This is a genomic window from Wolbachia endosymbiont of Rhagoletis cingulata (assembly GCF_048537655.1).
In the GTDB taxonomy this organism is placed as follows: domain Bacteria; phylum Pseudomonadota; class Alphaproteobacteria; order Rickettsiales; family Anaplasmataceae; genus Wolbachia; species Wolbachia pipientis.
Genome location: NZ_CP175927.1, coordinates 491928 through 515846 on the forward strand (window position 1 = coordinate 491928; position 23919 = coordinate 515846).

Sequence of the window (23919 nt, forward strand, 5' to 3'; positions counted from 1 at the left end):
CACTTAAGTTGCAACTTAACCCCAACCATCTTCACAATGATACCCTACCTACGTTTCTACTCTCTGCCACCTTCTCAATAGAACTTATAGGACTTATGTTGAAAGATAAATCATTATCACAATTTTCTTCATCGCTATCAAGTCCACTATCAACGCTTAAAGATCTGAGTAATGTTGTCTTCTCTCTCAGTGGAACATAAGACTCATTATCAACGCTTGAAGATTTGGATAACCTTTTCTTCTGTCGTGGAGCATTACCAGACTCATTAGAAATTTCTCCCGTTAATTGATTGTTGAAGCTCCTTTGTTCATCAGCACGAATTTTTTCTTCCAGTCCATCAAGCATTCCTACCAATTCATCACCCCATTCATTTTCTTCTTCTAATAATTGTTTACACTTTTCTTTCTCACGCTCTAGCTCGTTTCTTAACTCTTCGACTTTATCTTCATCTTTAGTGAGTTCAAGTGTAAGCACCTTATCTCCTGGAAATTCCTCGTACTCGTTTTCTAGTTCTTCAATGTTGAGTTTTAGTCTCTCTTCTCCAAGTGTATCTTGTAAATCGCTATCCTGCCTATCTGATTCTTTAATCTTTTGCTCAATTTCTACTTGTACCTTATATTCCTGATCTAATTCTCTTAGCTGATCTTTCAAGCGCTCTTTCTGCTGGCGTCGTTCAACCATTATCTGTTCCGCATCTTCTCGTGCTTGATTTAGCTCTTTTTCCAAATTCTTCTTTCCTGCATTAACAATTTTCAGCTCTTCCTTTAGCTTTCTTTTTTCTTCATATACACCTTTAAGTTCTTGTGCTTTCCCTTGTAGCTCTTTTAACACACCTGCTAATTCTTCATTTTTTTGTGCCAGTTCAGTTTGCAATTCCGTGTTTTTTTGCTCCTCTTTTTCAAACCTGTCTTGTAAATTGCTATTCTGCTTCTCTAACTTTACAATTGTTTGATTAGCTTATGCTTGGGTTGTTTCTAGTTTCTCCTGTAGTCGCTGATTTTCTTGTATTAATTCATGGTGCTTTTTATTTATCACTTGCAACCCTGCTTCTATTTTTTGCTTCAATTCAACAGCTTCTTTTTTCAAATTTGACATTTCTTGCTTCAATTCAACGTTTTTTTCGGACAGCATCTGATTATTTAAAATCAATTCATCCATTTGTTGTGAAGCAAATTCTGTCTGAGTTCCAGTGTGCTGTAAATTGACTTCCGTTTTAGTTTCGATTTGTTGTGAAGCAACTTCTGTTTGAGTTTCAGTGTGTTGTAAATTGACTTCCGTTTGAGTTGATGCATTGCTATTAATAGAAGGAGGAAGGCTATTGTCAGCATCAACTTTAGGGTCTAATTCCCCCTCTGGTTCCTCGCGATAGGCCGCTATAGACTCATTTTGAAAATTATTATTAGCAGTAGGTACAACATCAGCAGCCTTACCTTTTTCTAGTACAGCATCATATAAGGAGAGACCTTGAATATATAATTCATCGTTTTGCTTTATTAATTCTAAGATCTCATCCGATAGCACAAAATCTTCATCATTAAATTTTAGTACTTCAGTTATGCCATCGCTACTCACATTCATAATCATGGTACACATTTCGGATCCATCCTTTACAGGCCAAGTGCTTTTCATTTCATAATATGCGCCCTCTTTAAATTCATAATATCTTTCCTTACCTTTCCGATGAAAGTGTATTTCATGTTTTTTATTGCAATAGATATTCAGCTCTTTAATATCTTTCTCTTGCTGTAAAATGTCACTAATCCTGGTTTGCTCACTTCTATTGTAATTAATAAGATTGATATTCAAAACTCTATGAGTGTTATCAGTTTCTGTGTAATAAGCTCGAAACTCTACGCCTTTCTCTCCAAGATATTTACTTGCAGCTTCTTTTCCCTGCTCTGCCAACTTTATGCATTTATCTATATCTTCCTTAAAGCTCTTATTAGCAGACTCTGTTACTGCTTTATCTATGTACGTTTTTTTAAAATCTCCATCATTTATTAGGTCATAAAAACTCCACTTATCCCCAAAAGCCCTCTGCACGTAAGTGAAATTCTTTTTTTCCTTTAGTTTTCCTAAGAACCACACCTTTTCTTTCAGATTTTTTAGTTGAAAGCTTACCCTTGCCTTTACACTAGAGTTTTTGGCAGGAATACTAACTTCTTCTAATTCTTTAAGTAATTTGTTATTTTTTATAATTGAGGAGCAAAACTTTACAATAGCAGAATTTGCAAACGAAGGATCTTTTTTTATATCTTCATCAATAATTTCTTTAAAACGTGCAAATTGAGGTAGAACATAAAAATTGATTATTTCTTTTTCTGATCTTGTTTTATTAGCATAAGAGATATCACCTAATTGTGAATATAACTCTTTTAATGTATAGTAGATAAGCGTAGAGTAATAAACCTCCCTATTCAGTGAAGTTGGTCCAATACACTTTTCAAGTTGATCACCTGTTTTTCCTGCCTCTGCTGTTTTTTCTTCTTTAGCCAAACTTCCAATCATAATACACCTCCTTAACTATATTTATATTATACCAATTAACATATATTAAAAGAAATCAAACTGTATAACCTCGCCCTACACTAACTTTTATGATTACTTAATTGTGTAAAAATAACTGCAAGTGTTAAACTTGAGCTTTTATTTTTCATTATACATTTCTTACTACATGTTTATACTGTTGTCTTGCATAATAGACTATTCGAAGTTACACAAGTATTTTTTTTATTAGATAAGAGTTAGTAAGAGCCTGTTCATAATTTTTTCAGAAGTAAGGCAGTGAAAGCCAGAACTACCATTTGTAGGCTAGTATTGAGTTTTCGCTCACAATTTTTCCACAATCTTCTACATTTTTCTAACCAAGCAAAAGATCGCTCCACAACCCATCTTTTGGGCAATACAACAAAGGAACGTAATTCATTTCTTTTGATCACTTCAACGGTTGCACCAATAATCGTTTTTATTTGAGTTACAAAATTCTCTCCAGTATAGCCTGCATCAACCAGTACATTTTTAACTCCCGAGAGGTTTTCTTTTGCATTTTCGACCATTCTCACAGCACTGCTACGGTCAGTTATCTCTGCTGTTGTTGTATAAATTGCATGCTTGCGTATCTACTGCAATACGGCCCTGAAATCTTCTTGCCTGCATCATAGCTTCAGCAGTATCTGCATTTTTTATACTCTGTGCATCAATTATGCAGAAGCTTTTCCGACCATTGTTTTGTCGCAATTATTTTTTTTTAATACCAGCTCCAGAACACTTTCTTTATTTACATCTGGTTTTTCACTCCACTTCTTAAAATAGTCGTAACAATTGCGCCATTTTGGGAACTCTTTTGATACCATTCTCCACTGGCAACCACTTTTTAACACGTATAACACTCCACAAAATATATCATGTAAATCAAGTGTTCTTGGTTTTGTCTTCTTTCTGCAAGATTCCAGATCTGCTACAATAATCTCAAACTTTTCTCGACTTATGTCACTTGGTTATAAACTTCGCATATCCTACTTTATATACTTTATCCTCTCACTTTATCTCTTTTTTGAGATTACGTACAGGCTCTAAGATACAAAGACGTTTTCAGAAATCTTTAAGCTTAATAACATCCTCTCTCTTTGGACTAGTTGAGATTAGATGAATTGGTACACCTATTAATTTTTCTAACCCTTCTATATATTTTATTAAATTGATAGGCAATGTTTCAATCGACCTTTTACCTTGAGTGTTTTCTTTCCAGCCAGGAAACTCTTCATATATTGGCTCTAATTCCCCTTGTATTGAATGCGATGCGGGTAAATAATCATACATTTTTCCGCTATACTTGTAACCAGTGCATATTTTAATTGTATCAAAAGAATTAAGCACATCTAATTTGGTTAATACAATGCTTGAAACTCCAGAGAGTTGTACGGCCTGGCGCACTAAAACTGCATCGAACCATCCGCAACGCCTTCTTCTATTGCTCACTGTTCCAAGTTCCTTACCTATAGTAAACAAGCTATCTCCTACTTCATTTTTCTGCTCAGTAGGAAATGGGCCATTGCCCACTCTTGTTGTATAAGCTTTTACCACACCAATAATGTAAGCATTGGAGGATAACCCTGAGCCTGTTATTGCTTGCGATGCTACAGTATTACTTGAAGTAACAAAAGGGTAAGTTCCGTGGTCGATATCTAAAAATGCGCCTTGGGCACCTTCAAATATTATTTTCTTACCTTCTTTCATCAAGTCATTTAATATCTTCCACACAGGTTTTTTATATGAAAGAATTTTTTCTGAAATCTCTTGAATTTCCTTTAATATTTCTTCTTTTTTAACCACCTGGTAGTTAAGGCCTTTCCTGATAGCATTGTGGTAATTCAAAAGAGTATCCACTCTTTTATTGAGCTCATCTGCGTTTTCTAAGTCACAAAGGCGTATAGCTCTCCTTCCAACTTTATCTTCATAACATGGCCCTATCCCTTTGTTTGTTGTACCAATTTTGTGATTTCCATTTAAATCTTCAAATAGCTTTTCCTTGTCCTTATGTATGCTAAGTATTAATGGACAGCTCTCGGATACCATCAAGTTGTTATAGTTTACGTCTACTCCTTTAACTTTCAATGACTCTATTTCTGAGATTAGAGCGTGTGGATCAAGAGCAACGCCATTTCCTATGATAGATATTTTGCCTGGCCTCAAAACAGCAGAGGGCAGTAAATTTAATTTATAAACCTCATCATCTACTACTATAGTGTGCCCTGCATTATTTCCTCCCTGAAATCTCACAACTACATCTGCATTCTCAGAAAGATAATCTACTATTTTACCCTTGCCTTCGTCACCCCATTGCAGACCAACAATTACAATGTTATTCATCATTATTTTCTAGATTAATACATAAATATTAATGCAGTACGCTACAAATGGAAAGAGAAATCTACGCCTTTCCTACACCCCTTAAATAAAGAAATATACTGTCGATTTTCTTAATATATTACCAAATTATTCATCATTATATGATATAACTTACAGCATATTTACAGTAAGGTGTTATTTATGAAAGAGACAAAAGGAAAAAATAATAAGAGTCCAGTAGTTAGATTAAAGGCCACAGCTAAAGAGTTCAATTTTAGTAAATTAAGAGCAGATCAAGATAATAAATTAGCGAATTCCGGTGAAACAATGTTCTTAGATTTTCAAAGGATGAATTTTATTATTAACGGAAAAGAAATAGATAAAAATCTTATTATTGCATTTAAGGAAGGAGCTAAGCACCGCAAAAGCGAACTTTTTAATAGTGATGATATATATAATGACGAAATATTTAACAAAAAAGGAACAAGAGAAATAGATACGGATCATGGCAAAGCTTTTGTTGCTTCAGTACTCGAAGATATTGAGAAAGAGCTTGTAAGTAATGCATTGGGTGAGCTATGGAAAAATCACTGTGAAAATTCCAAAACTGCCAATCATCAAAAAACCGATTCATATAAGAAAGAATTTGAAGAATTTTACAATGCTGGCCAAAGGTATATCCATCTATTACCAACAGAGAAAGATGAAAACAAGGATTACCGTTCCTTTGCAAAAGAAGTTTTCAAAAAAATGTTCAGATACGCTGGGGCAGAAGTTCCAAGTGATGCTATTTTAGAAGAGCTAGTTACCAATTGTAATCAAGCAGGGTATGAGGCTGCTCCATTTATACAAACCCAACTTGCACTTGGACAGTCGTTCATAGTAGAAAATCCTAAAAAAGTAATAAATATTGATTGTGCTAACCAAAATAATGTGAGAATTAGATCTGATATGAGGCTACCAATACTCTCTGTTAAAAATCAAGTTATGCATGGCGATAAGATATGTAATCTGTCTAGTTCATTGGAATTTACAATTGAATCTCACAATGGTGAAGACTTTGTAACATACAGAGATGGTAAATTGTCACTTACTATTCCTAAAGAGTTAAAAAATTATAAAGATAATGGCAAGAGCTTGTTTGACATTATTAAAGAATATTTTCAGAAATTCTGTGCAAAATTAGGATTTAAACCTGAGACAAAAATACAAATAGAGCATGGCTTCGGTGCTCAAAGTAACTATTTAGATGGTACAATATCAACCACAGGATCAGATGCAAATGAAGAATTTATCAATCTTTTAAGCGAAAATCTCAGAGAGAGGTTATTGGGGTCAGGAGTTGCTCTAGAAGATGAAGATGTTGATGATGTTGTTGAAGTCAGAGTATCTACCGTTATAGATCTATTGAGTGATTATGCTAAATTGGAAGATAATAAAGAACACAGAGAGTTATTAATAAGTAAAGTAGCAGATAATTTAGGACTTTCCACTCAAGATAAAACAGCACCAGAAGTATTGATGGAATTAGGCTCTTTACCTTCTTTGACAAAAGGTCAGGTTAATCATAATCAAGTGCAGTCTGTTGTAAATACTTTTATTAAGTTAATTATTGAAGGGAAAAGCGAAGTATACAAAAAAGGAGGTGCGATTAATGCAATTGATGCAATTCATAAGGAGATAGATAAGGCAATTGTTGAGCAAGAAAAAAAAGCAACCAACAAACAAGATATAGAAAATGATAAATGGACAGATAGAATCAAAAAACAGAATTATTCTGCGGAATCACATGAACATTTACCTTAAAGATATTAGTAGGCTCTTTAAATATTTTAGAGTTCATGGTTACAACGGTTGCTATTTTACAGTGCATCTCACAACACTTTCTTCAAAAATATACATGTTAACATACCCTGGACGTACAAGATCACACTTATACCCAAGCTTTTCATAAAATACTTTCGCTTTTTGAAAATTCATGGTTGCAACGGTTGCTATTTTACAGTGCATCTCACGACCATAATCATGAACTTCTTCCATTAGCTGCTTTCCCATACCTTTTCTTCTATAATCAGAGTGCACCCAAAGCAAGTCAGTGTAAATTGAACCATAGATAACAAAACCGCTACAACCTACAATAATTTGTTCAGTATCATCGCGAATAAAAAAAGCAAATGGGTTACACGTACCTTTATCAACGGTTTCTTCATTAATCTTTTTGAGTAGGAATTCAATGTCTTTGCTACTTGGTGATGTGGTGTGTTCTATTTTCATCTCTCGGCCTAATACCGCATACTGATTTCTCTCTTTATCTTATATAAATTAATTAAGTAAAGTGAATACAGTATCCACACTACTAAAAAAAATGTGGCACAAAACATAAACATTGCAACCAGTGGCAACAGCAGGGAACTTTCTATTGCTATTCCACCTTTTCTCAAAATGCTTGCTGGCTGATGGAGAGTGGACCATAAATTCACGGAAAATTTTACTATAGGAATATTTATAGCACTAAAGATGGCAAATACTGCTGCTGATTTTTCTGCCCTCGCTTCATTATCAAAAGCGCTCCACAATGAAAGGTAGCCAACATATAGGAAAAATAAAATCAGCATTGAAGTAAGCCTTGCATCCCATACCCACCAAGTGCCCCAGGTTCCTTTTCCCCAGATGCTGCCTGTGATTAAGCATATTGCCGAAAAGACTGTCCCTGCAGGAGCAGCAGCATGTGCCAAGACACTAGCAATGCTATTGTTCCATACCAATGAAATGAAACCAAGTGATGCAATTAATCCATATATTCCAAGAGCAAGCCATGCAGAAGGCACATGAATGTACATGATTCGTACAATTTCTCCTTGTTTATAATCTTCTGGAGAGAAGAATAACGCCAAAGACATTCCAATTAAAAAACATGCGAAACAAATAACCCCAAGCCAAGGTAGAGCTTTCTTAGAAAAATAAGAGAAATTTGTAGGCTTTAATAAAAACATTCGTTTTGAGAATAATTGTGTTAAGAATTTACCAATTAGTTTGAGTTTTATCAACAGGATAGTTTTTCTATATTTACGTAGGTCAACAAATTAGCATAATTTCAGTAGCAGATTGCTAGCTATTATTTTTAGTATATGACCCTTAAAAAGCTTAATCTACACTTAGTATCAGATTCAAGTGGTGAAACTGTTATATCAGTTGCAAAATCAGCTCTGAAACACTTTCGTTCTGTAGAAACGATCGAATATGTTTGGTCTTTTGTAAAAGGAGAAGAGCAGATTGACAAAATTCTGGAGGAAATTAATAGGAAAAGTGATGAGCATAATTTTGTTATATGCACTATTACTGATGATGAGCTAAGAAAATATCTAAAAGATAACTGTATAAAGTTGAAAATTCCCTATAGAGCAATATTATCACATATTATTAGAGAAATTTCGTCTTATCTTGAAATTGAAAAAGACGAAAAGCTTGACTTGCATACTGAGATAAATAACGAATATTTTCAGCGCATTGAGGCAATAAACTACACTATTAATCATGATGATGGACAAAATATTCAAGATATTGATAAAGCAGATATAATTTTGGTTGGAGTTTCACGTACATCAAAATCTCCCACCAGTACGTATTTAGCTTACCGAGGCTATAAAGTTGCAAATATTCCTTTTGTTAGTGGAGTACCCTTTTATGTTGACTTGGCAAAATTAAAAAATAAACTAACGATAGGGGTAACAATAGACGTAAGTAGGCTAATAGAAATACGCAAAAATAGACTTACTTCAATTAACAACGAAGATAATAATATATATGCTAACCCTGAGAAAGTAGAAAAGGAAATTAAAGAAGCAGAGGAGCTCTTTAAACAGAATAACTGGCCAATTATCGATGTCACGCAAAAGTCGATCGAAGAAGTATCAGCAACAATTATACAATATTTTAATAAAATGTTATCAATTGACTAACTCTTGATAAGTGATTATAATGTAAAGTAATTTAATTCTTACTATAGATATGAAAGTCAAAGGGTCGCTAAAATCTCATCGTAACAGAGATAAAAATTGTAAAGTTGTGAAAAGGGGTGGTAAGATTTACATTATAAATAAGGTAAAGCCAAGGTGTAAAGCGCGTCAAGGTTCTTAGCTTTTTGTTCACCTTTTCATGTTATATATTTTTTATATGTGAAAGTACGGTGCTTATATCTAAAAAGAAGCAAAAATTACTGTGTTTAAGCGCAGCCTTACTCATTTCTTCCCTTACATTATATTTCAGCATTAGCACAATTACAGGTAAACGTGGCTTATTGACGTTAATCGATTTAAAAAAAGAAATCGAGTACAATAAACTTTTGCTAAAGGATGTCTCTTCTGAAAAGGAAAAGTTGGACAACAAAGTATTTGGCTTATATGAAAAAAGCTTAGATTTAGATCTGCTTGATGAGCAAGCAAAAAATGCTTTAGGTTATGTGAACCCTAATGAACTTATGGTTGTTCTTGACGTGGAATAGCAGTAGTGACCTTACCCAGAAAAAGTGGAGAGAAAGAAAAGAGTTTTTTTGGGTAAAATAAAATTTTGGAGGATTAGGTGTGCCGTAGAAGCGATCAGTTGAAGCTGCACAATAGATGAGGGTAGGTCCCTCGGAGCCGGTTTACAAGAGCAGGCTTCAAACAGCCATAAGCTGCTTTGGTAAAGAGCCATGGTAGTGAGCGTTATGGAAAAGGCGCAATTATGCGTCATGTGTAAAATGGAGAGGCGAATGCAAATGAACCACTGATGAAGTGTCGAAACTTCATAGAAGATGTCAAAACCAGGTGTTCTAGCCTAACCTGGGATAAATCTATCGGAAACTTGTTTACTGGATAGATGGCGTCCGGCATATAGGTGGCGCGGATCCATTTTGGGCTATTGTGTAGAACTGCGGGAACCTGTCATTTCGATGATAAGGGAGAAATCCAAGAAGCTAAACTTCAAGGATGAGAGTACCGATGCGAAGAACAGGGGCGGATCAGCTCGTAGTAGTGAAGAAATTTCTGTAATGGAAATGGAGCGAAGGGGCTGAGTTATTCAGTTTTAATTATTTATCAACCGAAAGGGAGGAGTTAATGAGTAAAACAAAGTCTTTTGATATACCGAAGCAAGTTATTTGGAGAGCTTATAAACAAGTATCGAAAAATAAGGGTGCTGCTGGTGTAGATGAGGTTACGATAACAAAGTTTGAAGAAAATCTAAAAGATAATCTGTACAAGCTATGGAATCGAATGTCATCTGGAAGTTATTTTCCAGAGCCTGTAGAAGCTGTAGCAATACCAAAAGGTACAGAAGGGGGACAAAGAATTTTATGTGTCCCTTCAGTATCGGACAGGATAGCGCAGACAGCAGCTACAATGTATCTAGAACCGTTAGTAGACCCGAAGTTTCATGAAGATTCATATGGTTATAGACCAAACAAATCTGCACTGGATGCGGTAGGAACTGCGAGGAAAAGATGCTGGTGGTACGATTGGACGATAGATCTTGATATAGCAGGATTTTTCGACAATTTGGACCACGAGTTGGCATTGCGAGCTATCAAAAGGCACACAGACTGCAAATGGGTCATACTGTATGTTGAAAGATGGATGAAAGCGCCAATTCAGCAAGCAGATGGAAGTAAGGTAGTTAGGGATAAAGGAGTTCCGCAAGGAGGTTCAATAAGCCCGCTGATCTCAAACATATTTATGCATCATGTATTTGATGAGTGGATGAGACGAAAGTGCCCAACAATACCATTTGAGAGGTATGTAGATGATGCGATAGTGCACTGCAAGAGTAGTAGACAGGCGGAATTTATGAGGGTAGCAATTGAAGAAAGACTGGCTGAGTATAAGCTAAAATTACATCCTGCAAAGACACAAATTGTGTACTGCAAGGATGACAATAGGAAAAATGAATTTCCTAAACAAAGTTTTGATTTTCTGGGTTACACATTTAGACCCAGGTTAGCAAGAAATAAAATAGGAAAGCATTTTGTTTCATTTCTTCCCGCAATTAGCAACAAGGCCAAGAAAAATATTACTACAACCATAAGGTCCTGGAAAATACTACGAAATACACACAAAACATTAGAGGAAATATCAAAGACAGTAAATCCAATAGTCAGAGGCTGGTATCAGTACTATGGCAGGTTTTACAGGAAAGAGATATATAAACCTCTGAGAAACATAGAGCAGCACCTAGAAAAGTGGGTCAGAAGAAAGTATAAGAAGCTTCGAAATCATGGAAGACTAGCGAGGCAACTTCTAGGAAAAATGAGGAAAGAAGGGACAAATACTTTTTACCACTGGACACTAGCTTTAGGTCAAAAGACTGAATAATGGGAGCTGTGTGAGTCGCGAGGGTGCGCCGTGGTACGCATTAAGAAATACTTAGCAGAGCTAAGCGGGGTTCAGAATAAATGGCCTCGAGGTGAACAACTAACTTTAACCCGAAAGGGAAGGAGGACAAGAGCATGTATGTAAAGCGAGAGTTATCTGAAGATGTGTAAGATAACGGCTTGCAACACCTGATCAATATGGTTAAAGCTAAACTGCTTGAATTCTAATCTTCAGGGGTGGGACTTCACATCCATGGGTATCGCATTTAAAACCCCATGTCTACGGTAAGCACAGATTAAACTTTCGTTTGTGTGACATTCTGGCTGTAGAACGATAAGTAGTGAACTTATTTAAGAGGATGAATGGAAAACCTAAGTTGATCTAGAACAGTTCTTAGTGACGGAACATGGGATGACCTAAGGAACGCGAGTTCTATGGTTACGGAGTCATCGTAGTAGTCGTGAAAGTAACGAATCACCGGGGAGCGTGGGAAAGCCACATACAGGGCAAAGGGTGACAGATAATTGAATGTTGAAATTGGGAGGTACGCAAGATGCGGAAAGCTGAAACAATACTTAACATTATACGTGAACGTGGACAAAGAAATTTGCCGGTTAAAAACGTATATCGCCTACTTTATCAGCGTGATCTTTACCTTCGAGCGTATGGCAAACTTTGTCGTAATAAAGGTGCTATGACAGAAGGTGTGACAACTGAAACAGTTGATGGTATGTCTTTGGAGAAAATCGATAAAATCATAGAGGATTTACGCTATGAGCGATATCGGTGGACACCAGTAAAACGTATCTATATTTTAAAGAAGAGTGGTAAACGCAGGCCGTTAGGATTGCCAACATGGTCAAATAAGTTACTTCAAGAAGTAATCCGATTAATATTGGAAGCCTACTATGAGCCTAAATTTAGTGAATGTTCACATGGATTTCGACCAAAGCGTGGATGCCACACTGCATTAAGAGCAGTAATGCAAAAAGGCAGAGGTACAAAATGGTTTATAGAGGGAGATCTCAGTGCATGTTATGACTCAATTGATCATACTATGTTGTTGAAAATACTGAGTGAAAGCTTCCAAGATAACCGTTTTATTCAGCTAATCAATCGACTGCTAAAAGCAGGATATATGGAAAATTGGAAGTACAATAAGAGTCATAGTGGGGTACCACAAGGTTCTATTATTGGTCCAATTTTGAGTAACATATTACTCGATCGGTTAGATAAACATGTGGAACATATACTAATACCAGCAAATAACCGAGGTAAGCGAAGAAAGACAAATCCAAAATATTTAAGGTTAACCATGCAAGTATCGATGATGAGAAAACAAGGGAACTGGGATCAAGCAAAACAACTGCGTCAATTAGTGCAGGGTATGCCATCTAAGGATTCTTGTGATCTAAATTATCGACGTCTTTGGTATGTTAGGTATGCTGATGATATTCTGGTAGGGTTTGCAGGACCAAAAAATGAAGCTGAACAAATTAAAAATGAGATTGCTAAATTCCTCAATGAGGAGCTCAAACTTATGCTTAATGAAGATAAAACGCTTATTACACACGCGTGTGATAGCAAAGCCAATTTTTTAGGTTATAAAATACACGTCTTGCATGCAGATGATAAACATGATCATCGGACACAACGATGTATTAACGGTAGTATTGGGTTACGTGTACCACATCATATAAAGCAGAAAAAGTGTTCTGAATATATGCGTTGTGGAAAGCCTATACATTTACCTCAACGTACACTTGATACAGCTTACAGTATTGTTGCTCAGTATCAAACTGAATATCGAGGAATTGTACAATATTACAAAATGGCCTACAACCTTCACACACTAAGTTATTTGAAGTATGTGATGGAAGTATCATTAGTAAAGACTTTAGCATCTAAATACAAAACAACTTGCAGGAAAATTTATAGAAAATTTGGTGCAATGATTGAAAACGACGAAGGTGAAAAACGAAAAGTCATCCAAGTCAGAGTAGATCGTTTACCATCAAAGATACCATTAATTACACACTTTGGTGCTGTGTCACTAAAATGGAATAAATGGGTAAGTATAAGTGATAACCTTATACCAATATGGAATAAGCGTAGTGAAATAGAGCAAAGACTATTGGCACAAACTTGTGAATTATGTAAATCACAAGAGCAGATTGAAGTACATCACGTACGTAAACTTGCTGATTTGCTAGGTAAACGTAATACTGAGCTACCGAAATGGAAAAAGAGAATGATTGAACGACAGAGGAAGACTCTTGTTGTTTGTCATGAATGCCATAAGAAAATCCAATATGGAAAATATGATGGTGACTCCTTAAAACGTTAGATTATTGGAGAGCCACGTGATACGGAAACGATCATGCGTGGTTCGGAGAGGGGTTGTTGGAAAAGTACTTAACAAGTAACTCGCTGGCTGCCCACTCTACTTCACGCGCAGTTCTGTGAGAGACTGGTGGGGAAGTTCCTCCGGTCTACTCTCCATGTGGTTTATAAGCGTTCTTTAGTTCAAGGTAGTATAATTGACCTTAAAGTCGTAGAATCTTTTAAAAACGCTATTGTGAGTCATTTGTTCTTTTTTATTCAATTTAAATATCTTAGTAATATTTTTGTAGTCTTTTTACTTTCATTAACATTTTATACTGTTTGTAATTTACTATTATTTATATTTATTATTACTTTTATTTATTACTCATATATATTATATAATAATATAAGGGTTTTAGGAACGTAGAATCAGCCATAATGGCCAACTTTAGAGGGGTGCTTTCTAGGAACACTTTTAGGAATAGAGAGTATAAAGTTTAGGTTTCTAGAGGTATTTTTCATTCCTTAATTTCTGATTACTGATTCAGTAACGCAGGAATAGGAACATAATTCAATTATTAGTGGTATGATTTTTTATATATTCTATCAACTTCTAGTTGAAGTTATAATATATAATGTATTCCAATGCTTGTAATAAAAAAATAGGGTAAACCCTCAGATGCTTGAAGAGCTTACCCGTAATTTTATCTACAACTAATTTTGTTATTGGAAAGACAAATAGAACATATTATGAATTTGCTTAAACTCTTCAATTATAGTCAAAAAGGGCTGTTTCTAATTTGTCTTGTTAGCAATGAGATTTGGTATAATACCTTCAGCTCCATGAGTAAATTTTCCAACACCACGAGCAAAAGGGCCTTCTCTAACATCAAGCCATTTATCTTCTCTCGAGCCTGTAGACATTCCTTTTACTAACTTCTTTGTTTGTAGAAGTTCTTGTACTATACGCTCTAGTCTATCTCTCCCTAGACCATGAAGAATATCAGGTAATCTGTGCCGTTGTTTGTATACTCCTGTATTTCCTGTATGAGTGAATGGATGCCCTGCAACAGCAGATCTTGCAATTGCATCAACAAGATACATTTTAAGGTCTTTTTCACTAGCATTTTTACCTTTTAGTTGCACTGTTATATCTTCTAATAGCCCTGTTTCTTGGTTTCTCAGGTAAGTACGTACAGTTCGGTCAGCTAAACCATTTGCCTTAACAACTGCTCCATAAAATAACGCATTCTGTCTTGGAGCTTCTCCTATTGATTGAAAGATCTCTGGCTTAGCTGTACCTTCTACTGGCCAAAAAGCATATGAGCATCTGACACCATTAACAAGAGCAGATGTGCCTCTAATTGCATCACGTGCTTGTTCAGCAGTTAATATAGGCTTTTCTCCTTTTGGTTTTCTCAGATGATGAGCAGTAACTATCGAAGCTCCGGTACTACATGCTAAATCAGACAATAAACACATTAGATAATCTTCTACAGCAGGATCAGCATTTATGTCTGCATGAATAAACGATGCAAGAGGATCAAACACAACTAATTTCAGATCTTTAATTTTATCAAGTTGTTTTATTATAGACTCAAATTCAGGCGAAACTTCAATAATTTTACCACGAATACTTCTCAGTATTGTCAGTGATCCTCTTACGTTTGGTAGTGGTACTATAAACAGCTTATCTTTAAATTTTAATCTTTTACATTCAGGATCAAGACGTTCAAGCCGACGGTGTACCTCGCCTGCATCATCTTCTGCTGAAAAGATTACTACTGATCCATGTTCAGTAACAGGTGAACCAAAACCACATATCTGATCTGTGTCACTTGCAACCTTAAGCGCCAAATCGAGGAGTAGCATACCCTTACCTGTATCTCCCATAGCAGCTACTATTGAAGTAACACCCAAAGGAAATATTCCTTCAACAAGAAACTTTTGCTCTGGTACTGGACCTACAAAACGATCTGCACTCCAGTCTAAAATGTTCAGTGGTGGTCTAATAATTACCTTTTTCAAGTTATTTTCAATGAAGTCAGAAACATTTGTGTTTTCTTGTACATAGTCCGCAGCATCCCAACCTTTTGGTTTACCTTCTGGAATTTTGACTATAGAAAGCGATGCAATACCTAAGCTGAGAAGTTTTGTAGTAGCATTTTCAGCATATTGTTTACCAGGCTCATCGTTATCCGGCCAAATAACAATATGCTTGCCTTTAAGTTGTGACCAGTCAGTTTTGTCCGCATCTGCATTTGCTCCAGACATTGTGGTTGTTGCAGTAATTCCTTTTTCTATTAGTGCTTCTGCGCATTTTTCACCTTCAACAAGAATGATTTTATCAGACTTCAAAATACCAGGGATATTGTATAGTGGTCTTGTATCAGGTGCTTTATAACTCAACGTTTTAACATTAAAAGGCTTGTATACTTTTTTCTTTCCAGGAAAATCAGAACGGTAAACTTTTACAATCACCTGACCATTTTCATCATAATAATTCCAACTGTAGGTAATAAATTTCTCAAAGTCTTCGTCAATGTATTGCTTCTCTGTATATTTTTTGTTATACCCAAGCCACTCAGCTATAGAAGCCATTATCTCATGAAATTCTGTTTTGGAGTGTACTTCTGCCCAAAGATCAATAATATCACCACCTTGATTTGTTGCAAAATCTTTCCAAAGCCCAGCTTTACTACCAGTTAATTCTACTACTAAACTTTTTCCTCGATTACCATGTACATCACCTACATAAAACCTATTACCATGAAAAACCCCATTTGGTAGCAAGTAAGAAAGACAAGATCTGAGATCGGCCAGAAGCCTTAATTTTATGTTCGCTGTTTCTTCTGATGATGGTAGATAACTTTGTGAAATAGTATTGTTGAAATCGCATGAAATATTCATAAATTCTCCATTAAAACTTATCAGGGATTTTTTCTGTTTCCTCATAAGTAATTAATCGCAAAATGAAATGAATTTGTTCAGCGTAATTTGAAAAAACATAAAAAATAATATTTTTTTGAACATTCTGTGAAGTTTTTGCGATATATATTAGTAGAGGGGTATGAAAGTTTGAAACTCGTAATTTTCACTCCCACTATTTTCAAGAGGTAACTTAAGTGTCCATGTTATTGCTTAGGCTACCTCCAAACAAATATCTTACAGAATGTCAATACTAACACTAGATTTAGGGAAACAAACCGGATGGGCTATTCTACATGATGGAATAGTTCAAAGTGGCAGTGAGAGTTTTCATACTAGTCGTTTTAGTGGAGGTGGCATGGTATTTCTAAATTTTCGTAAGTGGTTGAATGAAATGAAAGAAAAATTTCCAAGTATTGAAACAGTTTATTTTGAGGAAGTGAGAAGACACCTTGGAACTGATGCAGCGCATTGTTATGGTGGTTTTCTTGCAGTTCTCTCTGCTTGGTGTGAAGAGAATCATATTCCCTATCAGAGTGTTCCTGTTAAGACTATAAAACGCTTTATCACAGGCAAAGGCAATGCAAGTAAGAGTGAAGTTATTGAAGCGATACGTGAAAAAGGTTTTTCACCTAGAGATGATAATCAAGCAGACGCTTTAGCTTTGATGTTCTATGTTATGGAAAGATATTAATAAGCTCATAAAAAGTGGGTCCTTTCGGCCATACTGGCGGGTTTGGTGGTGCTGACCTCAGGCCTTCTTTAGCGTCAGAGATATTTTAAATATTAACTTTTTAATTATTAAGAATTTAAATTATATGAATTTAGCAATCCACTACTATCCTATTCGAAATCTAGTCGAATATGAGCGTAATCCACGTAAAAATGATGACGTAGTAAATAGAATGTGTGCTTCAATCAGGGAATTCGGCTTTCGTATACCAATAGTTGCAAAAAGCGATGGAACTGTGGTTGATGGTCATTTAAGACTCAAAGCGGCAAGAAAATTGGGAATGGAGAGTATTCCAGTGGTCTTAAGTGATAATTTAAATGAACCACAAACTAAAGCTTTTCGATTACTCGCAAATCAATCAGCTAATTGGGCAAAGTGGGACGATGATCTTTTGAGAGTGGAAATTCAAGAATTAGAAGATTTACAGTTTGATCTTAAAATGACTGGATTTGAGCTAGAAAAAGTTCAAAACTTTCTTGATGATTTAGAAGGTGAAGAAGAAGATCTTTCTGACTTGGCTGTTGATGATAAAAAAGTAGAAGTAACAAAACCAGGTGACCTATGGATTTTAGGTGATCATCGAATCTATTGTGGTGATAGCTCTGTAGTTGAATCATATAAAGCGCTGTTAGATGATAAAATGGCAGATATTACTGTGTGTGATCCTCCGTATAACGTTGATTATGGTAGCAGTCAAGATAAAAAAATATTAAACGATAATCAAGGTGAAAAGTATGAGCTTTTTCTCTATGATATCTGTTCCCATATTTTAGCATATACGAAAGGAGCAATTTACATCTGCATATCATCATCAGAGTTTTCAACTTTGCAAAAAGTATTTGAGGAAGCAGGAGGAAAATGGTCAACATTTATAATTTTGGCAAAGAATCACTTTACGCTAGGAAGATCTGATTATCAGAGACAATACGAAGCAATGCTCTATGGATGGAAAAGGGGCAATAAACGTGAGTGGCATGGAGGAAGAAATCAAAGTGATCTGTGGTTTTATGATAAGCCAACGCACAATACACTACACCCAACGATGAAGCCAGTAGAGCTCATGGAGAGAGCAATAGTAAACAGCAGCAGATCAGGAGACATAGTTCTTGATCCATTTAGCGGCTCTGGAAGTACACTGATTGCATGCGAGAGAACAGGAAGAATCTGCAGAACAATAGAGCTAGATTCAAAATTTGTAGATGTAACGATAAAACGTTGGCAAATATACACAGGTAGGGAGGCAATTCTTTCTGGTACTGGCAAAACTTTTGCACAAATTCAAGAAGAAAAACAGTAAGAAAAAAGTGGAAAAAATAACACAAACAGAATGGGCAAGAGAGATAGGAGTATCAAAGCAATATGTCTGTTATTTAGTAAAAAAAGGAATAGTTAAGTTGGAGGATGGTTTGATCAATAGAGAACAAGCAAATGAAGCGGTGGCAGCAATAAGAGATCCAAGTCAGCCACTGAGGAGGAAAAATCCAGAAAACGAAAATACAAATAACCTTTCCACGATGTTGCTAAAAACGCGAATAAAAAATGAAATGGAACGAGGTAAACTGCTTGAGGCAAAAGCAAAAGCTGAGATTGGTGAACTTGTAGCAGTAGAGGAGGTAAAAACCGAAGCATTTAATGTAGCAAGAGTTGTCCGTGATAATCTGCTTAATATTCCAAATAGAGTTTCAGCGCTGCTCGCATCACTGAGTGACGCTGAAAAGATTCATATGGCGCTAACTGAAGAGATTACAAACTCATTACAAGAATTATCTAATACTAAATTTCAAATATAAAAAAGATTTTGAATATAAAATGGCTGATAACTTAAGTTTGGAGTTAATAAAGTGTCTCATTAATCAACCTGGATTAGATGTTAATGTCAGAGGATTAAATGGAAAGACACCACTACATTGCGCTATAGAGTTTGACGAGTTAAGCATGGTGGATTTATTACTCACGAAGAAGAACATTAATCCTTTTGTTGAGGACAATGAAGGCAAAACCTCCTTAGATTATGCAAAAGAAGGGAAAAAAGCAGAAATATTACAAGCGCTAATTAATAACAAATACGGATCAGAGGAAGATAGCTTACTGCACTTAGCTGCGATGATAGGTGAAGTTAATGCAGTTAGATATTTGATAAGAAAAGGTGTTGACGTTAATGTACGAAATGCTTTGCACCATACTCCATTACATCTAGCAGCAGGTATAGGACATGAGAATATTGTCAAAATTTTAGTGGAAGAAGGAAAAGCTGAAATCGAGGTTTTTGATGCACGAAATCAGACACCGATGCACTATGCAGTTAACAACAAAAAATTGGAGATAGTAAAGTTATTACTGGAGCTAGGAGCAGATGTAAATAGCGCACGTGTAGGACAAAACTCGATGAAATTATCACCTGTGCATATAGCTGTAAGTAATACTAATTACGATGAAAGGGATTTATGTCTTGATATCCTCAAATGCTTAATAAAGGAGCCTAATGCTCAAGTCAATTTGCAAGACTACGAAAATAGAACACCACTACATTACGCTGAAAGACTTAAAACAATAGAGGTCTTACTAACGCGAGAAGATATAGACCCTCTGGTAAAAGACGATAACGGTAAGACACCATTTGACTACGCTAAACCTGAGATAAAAAAGGCTTTGATGAGTAATAAATACGGTTCTGAAAAGAATAGTCTACTACATTTAGCTGCACAAAGAGGAGAAATTGAGCTTGTAGAGTCCATTTTAAAAGAAGAAATTGATATTGATATTTCAAACAATAAAGGTCTATCACCGATTTACCTTGCTGCAGAAAAAGGACATTTACATGTAGTAAAATTACTACTGAAAAAAGGAGCAAACTATACACCTGTTCTGCACTCAGCAATCAAGTCAAATAATTTAGAATTGTTAAAAACTTTATTTAAAGAAAAGAGTATCAAATTACCAGATGAGATAGGCAAGTCTGTACCAGTTTATTATAGATGTATAGAATATAGAGATGCAAAAGTAAGAAAATACAATAATGTGATCTGTATTTTTACCTCAGTAAGTGCAGTAGCAATAGCGGTATATATAGGGTTAACAGCAACAACAATAAGTAGTGCAATCATTTTTGCAACAATAACAGGAATACTTGCACTTATTATAGCAATAATGATAAGTGAGATGAGCAAAAGATATATAGAAAACGAATTTCAGAAAAAGATGTTTATGGAATTGGAAGAGTGTAGTTCTACTGTTAATGATGTTGAGATAGAACCAATTATGAGTAGATGCAGATAATGATATACGCCACATCTTTTTCTGAAGGTTTAAGACCAGACCCAGAGCTTAAAGTATCAGAATGGGCGAATGAGTATCGAGTTTTAGCAGCAACTGCAGCATCAGAGCCAGGTAAATGGAGAACGGAAAGAACTCCTTATTTAAAAGAGATCATGGATTCACTTTCTCCGTCCTCACCAGCAGAAAAAGTAGTATTCATGAAAGGAGCGCAGATTGGGGGAACAGAAGCTGGTAACAATTGGATAGGCTATATCATCGATCAAACACCAGGTCCAATGTTAGTTGTGCAGCCAACAGTTGAAATGGGAAAACGTTGGTCAAAAGGAAGATTTGCACCGTTAATAGAGAGTACACCATGTTTAAAAAATAAAGTAAAAGACCCAAGGTCAAGAGATTCAGGCAATACTGTGCAAAGTAAGGAATTTCCAGGTGGAATAGTAGTAATAACTGGAGCAAATAGCAGTGTAGGCCTCCGATCTATGCCAGTAAAATATCTCTTTCTTGATGAGATAGATGCCTACCCAGGAGATTCAGGAGGAGAAGGAGATCCAGTACTGCTCAGTATTGCTCGAACTAATACATTTGCACGGCGAAAGATTTTTTTAGTATCAACACCAACGATTCATGGAATAAGCAGAATTGAGAAAGAATTTGAAGCAACAGATAAGAGATATTTTTTTGTACCATGTCCACATTGTAATTACTATCAAGTTCTAAAATGGGCACAAATAAAATGGGAAAATAATGACTCAAGAACAGCACATTATGTCTGCACTGAATGTAGCGGCAAAATAGAAAATCATCAGAAGACAGAGATGCTTGAACGTGGAGAATGGAGACCTACTAATGGAGTAAAAGGTGAGAAAAAAGGATTTCATCTTTCAAGTCTTTATAGTCCAGTTGGCTGGTATAGTTGGCAACAAGCAGTAGAGGATTTTCTGCATGCAAAGGAAAGTGAACAATTACTGAAAGTTTGGATCAACACAACGCTTGGAGAAACCTGGGTAGATAAAGGAGAAGTACCAGACTGGAAGCAATTATTTAACAGGAGAGAATTTTTTCAGATTGGCACAGTACCAAAAGGCGAAGTAGTTTTGACAGCAGGAGTAGATGTTCAAAAAGACCGCTTAGAAGTAGAAGTTGTAGCATGGGGAAAAAGCCGTGAAAATTGGTCAATAGACTACCAAGTATTTGAAGGAGATACAGGAAGTGGAGAAGTATGGAAAAAGCTTTCGGAGCTCCTCAATCATCATTTTATCGGTAAAAATGGTCTTGAATATATGATAAGTATGATGGCAGTTGATGCCGGGTATGCAACGCAGGAAGTGTATAATTGGGTAAGAGGTCATCAAGGCTCTGGAAGAGTAATGGCAGTCAAAGGTGTAAATAAAGCACTAGTACCACTTAGCAGCCCAAGTAGAGTAGATATAACAGTTGGTGGTCAAAAGCTAAAAAGAGGAATAAAGCTCTGGCCAGTAGGAGTATCAATATTAAAGTCAGAGCTTTTTCAATTACTTAATATTTTAAAAGATGGTGAAGAAACACCGCCAGGATATTGTCATTTTCCCGAGTATGCACCTGAATATTTTAAGCAGCTAACGGCAGAGCAATTAGTCAGCAAAGTAGTAAAAGGTTATACCAAACAAGAGTGGCAAAAGGTAAGAGAAAGAAATGAAGTACTAGATTGCCGAATTTACGCAAGAGCAGCATCGATAGCACTGGGAATAGATAGATGGCCAGAGAGTAAATGGAATAGTTTGAGTGGAAAAATGGAAAGCAAAAAGCCCAAAAAATTAAGACAGAGTAAATGGCTTAGTAGTCAAAATGTACAGTGAAGAATATTTAACTCAAGTTGAGAAAGCAATTCAAAAACTGCAAAGCGGAGAACGAGTGGTATCAATTGCATATGGTGACCATGTTGTGCGGTACGGGGAAGTTCAAATAAAGGATTTATTGAATTTAAGACAACGAATTAAGGCTGAGTTAAAAGTTGCAGGCATGAGGCCAAAGAGGAAAATTGTTTTTTCAACGAGTAAAGGAATTTTATAAATGCTGCTAAAAACCTTCAAGCAATTATTTAACAAACCAAAGATAAAAAGCTCAGCATGGGATGCAGCAGGCTCAGGAAGAAGATTTTTTCACTTTCAACCAGAGTTAGGAAGTATAAACAATTTGCTGTCTCAAAGCCTTGAAACTTTACGTAGTAGATCACGTGATATGGTGAGAAAAAACCCATATGCAGCAAATATCATTGATACAATAGTAAGTAACTCTATTGGAACAGGAATAAAACCGCAATCAAAAGCAAGGGATGGAGAATTTCGAAAGAAGGTGCAAGAATTATGGCTGAAATGGACAGATGAAGCAGACAGTAGCGGAGTGAGTGATTTTTATGGATTACAAGCTCTAGTATGCAGAAGTATGATAGAGGGAGGAGAATGTTTTGTACGTTTAAGAACGAGAAAGCTGGAAGATAGATTTTCTGTACCATTACAACTGCAAGTACTTGAGTCTGAACATTTAGATAATAAAACAAATCAAACTTTAGGAAATGGTAATGTAATAAGAAACGGGATTGAGTTTAACAGGCTTGGGCAAAGAGAAGCATACTACCTATTTAAAGAACACCCTGGTGAAAGTACGTTTGGAGAATCAGTGAGAGTACCGGCAAATGATGTTTTACATATCTACAAACCTTTAAGACCTGGGCAAATTAGAGGAGAGCCATGGCTTTCTAATATACTGCTAAAGCTTTATGAGCTTGATCAATACGATGATGCAGAATTAGTGAGAAAAAAGACAGCAGCGATGTTTGCAGGGTTTATTACGAGACTTGATCCAGAAGCAAATATTTTAGGAGAAGGTGAAAGTAATGAGCAAGGAGTAGCACTATCTGGACTGGAACCTGGAACAATGCAGCTTTTAGACCCAGGAGAAGACATAAAATTTTCAGAGCCGTCTGATGTTGGGGGAAGTTATGAAGCATTTATGAGACAGCAACTGAGGGCAATAGCGATTGGTACAGGGATAACATATGAACAGCTAACAGGAGATTTAACAGGAGTTAATTATTCATCAATCAGAGCAGGATTAATAGAGTTTCGTCGTAGATGCGCTATGCTGCAACATAACATTATAGTATTCCAATTTTGCAGACCAGTATGGAGTAGATGGCTAGAACTTGCCACTTTATCTGGAGAGCTTTCTACAACAGATAATCAAATATTTAAAGATGTAAAATGGATACCACAGGGATTTGATTGGGTAGATCCACTGAAAGACCAGCAAGCACAGCAAATGGCAGTAAGAAATGGATTTAAGAGTAGGTCAGAAGTAGTGTCAGAAATGGGTTACGATGTAGAAGAAATTGATCAAGAAATAGCAGAAGATCAAAAGCGTGCTGATTCTCTCAACCTTTTCTTTGATTCTGATGTCAGGACACAAAAAAAATAAATCTCGTT

20 protein-coding genes and 1 pseudogene are annotated in these 23919 nt (G+C 35.9%); 14 read left to right on the plus strand and 7 right to left on the minus strand.

Going from position 1 to position 23919, the window contains the following annotated elements:
* Window positions 1-31: 31 nt before the first annotated feature.
* From ACJZL3_RS02330 to ACJZL3_RS02345, 4 genes and pseudogenes are all read right to left on the minus strand, one after another.
* Complete coding sequence (locus tag ACJZL3_RS02330; protein WP_264706055.1) at window positions 32-874, minus strand: hypothetical protein; 843 nt, start codon at window positions 872-874, stop codon at window positions 32-34.
* An 84-nt stretch (window positions 875-958) separates the two neighbouring features.
* The gene (locus ACJZL3_RS02335) at window positions 959-2509 is read right to left on the minus strand and encodes a hypothetical protein (RefSeq protein WP_419198895.1); all 1551 of its coding nucleotides are present in this window, start codon (window positions 2507-2509) and stop codon (window positions 959-961) included.
* Between the two features lie 251 nt (window positions 2510-2760).
* A pseudogene (locus tag ACJZL3_RS02340) lies at window positions 2761-3489 on the minus strand (IS5 family transposase).
* Between the two features lie 103 nt (window positions 3490-3592).
* A complete protein-coding gene (locus tag ACJZL3_RS02345) occupies window positions 3593-4870 on the minus strand; it encodes an adenylosuccinate synthase (RefSeq protein WP_070357042.1) in 1278 nt (425 codons plus the stop codon).
* Between the two features lie 180 nt (window positions 4871-5050).
* Between ACJZL3_RS02345 and ACJZL3_RS02350 the strand changes: the two genes are divergently transcribed.
* Window positions 5051-6655 carry a hypothetical protein gene (locus ACJZL3_RS02350; protein ID WP_174515883.1) on the plus strand — a complete coding sequence of 535 codons (1605 nt, stop codon included), beginning with the start codon at window positions 5051-5053 and terminating at the stop codon, window positions 6653-6655.
* Window positions 6656-6706: 51 nt separating this feature from the next.
* Here ACJZL3_RS02350 and ACJZL3_RS02355 read toward each other — a convergent pair whose 3' ends face one another.
* Together ACJZL3_RS02355 and ccmC are read right to left on the minus strand one after the other, a co-directional pair.
* Window positions 6707-7123 (minus strand): GNAT family N-acetyltransferase, encoded by a 417-nt coding sequence (locus tag ACJZL3_RS02355; protein WP_083250453.1) that lies wholly within the window; start codon window positions 7121-7123, stop codon window positions 6707-6709.
* A gap of 8 nt (window positions 7124-7131) precedes the next feature.
* On the minus strand, window positions 7132-7842 hold the full coding sequence (gene ccmC, locus ACJZL3_RS02360) for a heme ABC transporter permease CcmC (RefSeq protein WP_010962525.1): 711 nt from the start codon (window positions 7840-7842) through the stop codon (window positions 7132-7134).
* A 135-nt stretch (window positions 7843-7977) separates the two neighbouring features.
* On the opposite strand from ccmC, the gene ACJZL3_RS02365 reads away from it, so the two are divergent.
* The 6 genes from ACJZL3_RS02365 to ACJZL3_RS02390 all read left to right on the plus strand — a co-directional run bounded on the left by ACJZL3_RS02365 (window position 7978) and on the right by ACJZL3_RS02390 (window position 13543).
* Window positions 7978-8808: a pyruvate, water dikinase regulatory protein gene (locus ACJZL3_RS02365; RefSeq protein ID WP_006280267.1), complete on the plus strand. Its 831-nt coding sequence runs from the start codon at window positions 7978-7980 to the stop codon at window positions 8806-8808.
* A 49-nt stretch (window positions 8809-8857) separates the two neighbouring features.
* Window positions 8858-8986 (plus strand): type B 50S ribosomal protein L36, encoded by a 129-nt coding sequence (gene ykgO / locus ACJZL3_RS02370; protein ID WP_006279631.1) that lies wholly within the window; start codon window positions 8858-8860, stop codon window positions 8984-8986.
* A 49-nt stretch (window positions 8987-9035) separates the two neighbouring features.
* Window positions 9036-9350, plus strand: a complete 315-nt coding sequence (locus ACJZL3_RS02375) for an FtsB family cell division protein (protein ID WP_010962526.1) — start codon at window positions 9036-9038, stop codon at window positions 9348-9350.
* 429 nt (window positions 9351-9779) lie between these two features.
* Complete coding sequence (locus tag ACJZL3_RS02380; protein WP_419198591.1) at window positions 9780-9902, plus strand: hypothetical protein; 123 nt, start codon at window positions 9780-9782, stop codon at window positions 9900-9902.
* Between the two features lie 43 nt (window positions 9903-9945).
* Window positions 9946-11196, plus strand: a complete 1251-nt coding sequence (gene ltrA, locus ACJZL3_RS02385; protein ID WP_419198671.1) for a group II intron reverse transcriptase/maturase — start codon at window positions 9946-9948, stop codon at window positions 11194-11196.
* Between the two features lie 553 nt (window positions 11197-11749).
* Window positions 11750-13543, plus strand: a complete 1794-nt coding sequence (locus ACJZL3_RS02390; RefSeq protein ID WP_253309139.1) for a reverse transcriptase/maturase family protein — start codon at window positions 11750-11752, stop codon at window positions 13541-13543.
* 773 nt (window positions 13544-14316) lie between these two features.
* Here the strand turns inward: ACJZL3_RS02390 and ACJZL3_RS02395 are convergent.
* Entirely contained in the window at window positions 14317-16431 is a 2115-nt protein-coding gene (locus ACJZL3_RS02395) for an AAA family ATPase (protein ID WP_419198896.1), read from the minus strand.
* 262 nt (window positions 16432-16693) lie between these two features.
* Here ACJZL3_RS02395 and ACJZL3_RS02400 point away from each other — a divergent pair, with 262 nt between their 5' ends.
* From ACJZL3_RS02400 to ACJZL3_RS02430, 7 genes are all read left to right on the plus strand, one after another.
* Entirely contained in the window at window positions 16694-17143 is a 450-nt protein-coding gene (locus ACJZL3_RS02400; RefSeq protein WP_264377085.1) for a crossover junction endodeoxyribonuclease RuvC, read from the plus strand.
* A gap of 124 nt (window positions 17144-17267) precedes the next feature.
* On the plus strand, window positions 17268-18479 hold the full coding sequence (locus tag ACJZL3_RS02405) for a DNA modification methylase (protein ID WP_419198897.1): 1212 nt from the start codon (window positions 17268-17270) through the stop codon (window positions 18477-18479).
* A 7-nt stretch (window positions 18480-18486) separates the two neighbouring features.
* Complete coding sequence (locus ACJZL3_RS02410) at window positions 18487-18972, plus strand: hypothetical protein (RefSeq protein WP_419198898.1); 486 nt, start codon at window positions 18487-18489, stop codon at window positions 18970-18972.
* 19 nt (window positions 18973-18991) lie between these two features.
* Window positions 18992-20458, plus strand: a complete 1467-nt coding sequence (locus ACJZL3_RS02415) for an ankyrin repeat domain-containing protein (protein WP_419198899.1) — start codon at window positions 18992-18994, stop codon at window positions 20456-20458.
* Window positions 20458-22293 carry a phage terminase large subunit family protein gene (locus ACJZL3_RS02420; protein WP_419198900.1) on the plus strand — a complete coding sequence of 612 codons (1836 nt, stop codon included), beginning with the start codon at window positions 20458-20460 and terminating at the stop codon, window positions 22291-22293. The genes ACJZL3_RS02415 and ACJZL3_RS02420 overlap by 1 nt, the downstream gene beginning before the upstream one ends.
* Entirely contained in the window at window positions 22283-22507 is a 225-nt protein-coding gene (locus ACJZL3_RS02425) for a gpW family head-tail joining protein (RefSeq protein ID WP_077188541.1), read from the plus strand. The genes ACJZL3_RS02420 and ACJZL3_RS02425 overlap by 11 nt, the downstream gene beginning before the upstream one ends.
* Complete coding sequence (locus ACJZL3_RS02430) at window positions 22508-23911, plus strand: phage portal protein (RefSeq protein ID WP_419198901.1); 1404 nt, start codon at window positions 22508-22510, stop codon at window positions 23909-23911. It abuts the gene before it with no gap.
* Window positions 23912-23919 lie beyond the last annotated feature (8 nt).

Coding starts and splice junctions, on each gene's coding strand:
- ccmC (WP_010962525.1), bottom strand. CDS start 7,842: ATGTTTTTATTAAAGCCTACAAATTTCTCTTATTTTTCTAAGAAAGCT.
- ACJZL3_RS02395 (WP_419198896.1), bottom strand. CDS start 16,431: ATGAATATTTCATGCGATTTCAACAATACTATTTCACAAAGTTATCTA.
- ACJZL3_RS02425 (WP_077188541.1), top strand. CDS start 22,283: ATGTACAGTGAAGAATATTTAACTCAAGTTGAGAAAGCAATTCAAAAA.
- ykgO (WP_006279631.1), top strand. CDS start 8,858: ATGAAAGTCAAAGGGTCGCTAAAATCTCATCGTAACAGAGATAAAAAT.
- ACJZL3_RS02365 (WP_006280267.1), top strand. CDS start 7,978: ATGACCCTTAAAAAGCTTAATCTACACTTAGTATCAGATTCAAGTGGT.
- ACJZL3_RS02350 (WP_174515883.1), top strand. CDS start 5,051: ATGAAAGAGACAAAAGGAAAAAATAATAAGAGTCCAGTAGTTAGATTA.
- ltrA (WP_419198671.1), top strand. CDS start 9,946: ATGAGTAAAACAAAGTCTTTTGATATACCGAAGCAAGTTATTTGGAGA.
- ACJZL3_RS02430 (WP_419198901.1), top strand. CDS start 22,508: ATGCTGCTAAAAACCTTCAAGCAATTATTTAACAAACCAAAGATAAAA.
- ACJZL3_RS02405 (WP_419198897.1), top strand. CDS start 17,268: ATGAATTTAGCAATCCACTACTATCCTATTCGAAATCTAGTCGAATAT.
- ACJZL3_RS02415 (WP_419198899.1), top strand. CDS start 18,992: ATGGCTGATAACTTAAGTTTGGAGTTAATAAAGTGTCTCATTAATCAA.
- ACJZL3_RS02400 (WP_264377085.1), top strand. CDS start 16,694: ATGTCAATACTAACACTAGATTTAGGGAAACAAACCGGATGGGCTATT.
- ACJZL3_RS02420 (WP_419198900.1), top strand. CDS start 20,458: ATGATATACGCCACATCTTTTTCTGAAGGTTTAAGACCAGACCCAGAG.
- ACJZL3_RS02390 (WP_253309139.1), top strand. CDS start 11,750: ATGCGGAAAGCTGAAACAATACTTAACATTATACGTGAACGTGGACAA.
- ACJZL3_RS02335 (WP_419198895.1), bottom strand. CDS start 2,509: ATGATTGGAAGTTTGGCTAAAGAAGAAAAAACAGCAGAGGCAGGAAAA.
- ACJZL3_RS02380 (WP_419198591.1), top strand. CDS start 9,780: ATGATAAGGGAGAAATCCAAGAAGCTAAACTTCAAGGATGAGAGTACC.
- ACJZL3_RS02355 (WP_083250453.1), bottom strand. CDS start 7,123: ATGAAAATAGAACACACCACATCACCAAGTAGCAAAGACATTGAATTC.
- ACJZL3_RS02345 (WP_070357042.1), bottom strand. CDS start 4,870: ATGAATAACATTGTAATTGTTGGTCTGCAATGGGGTGACGAAGGCAAG.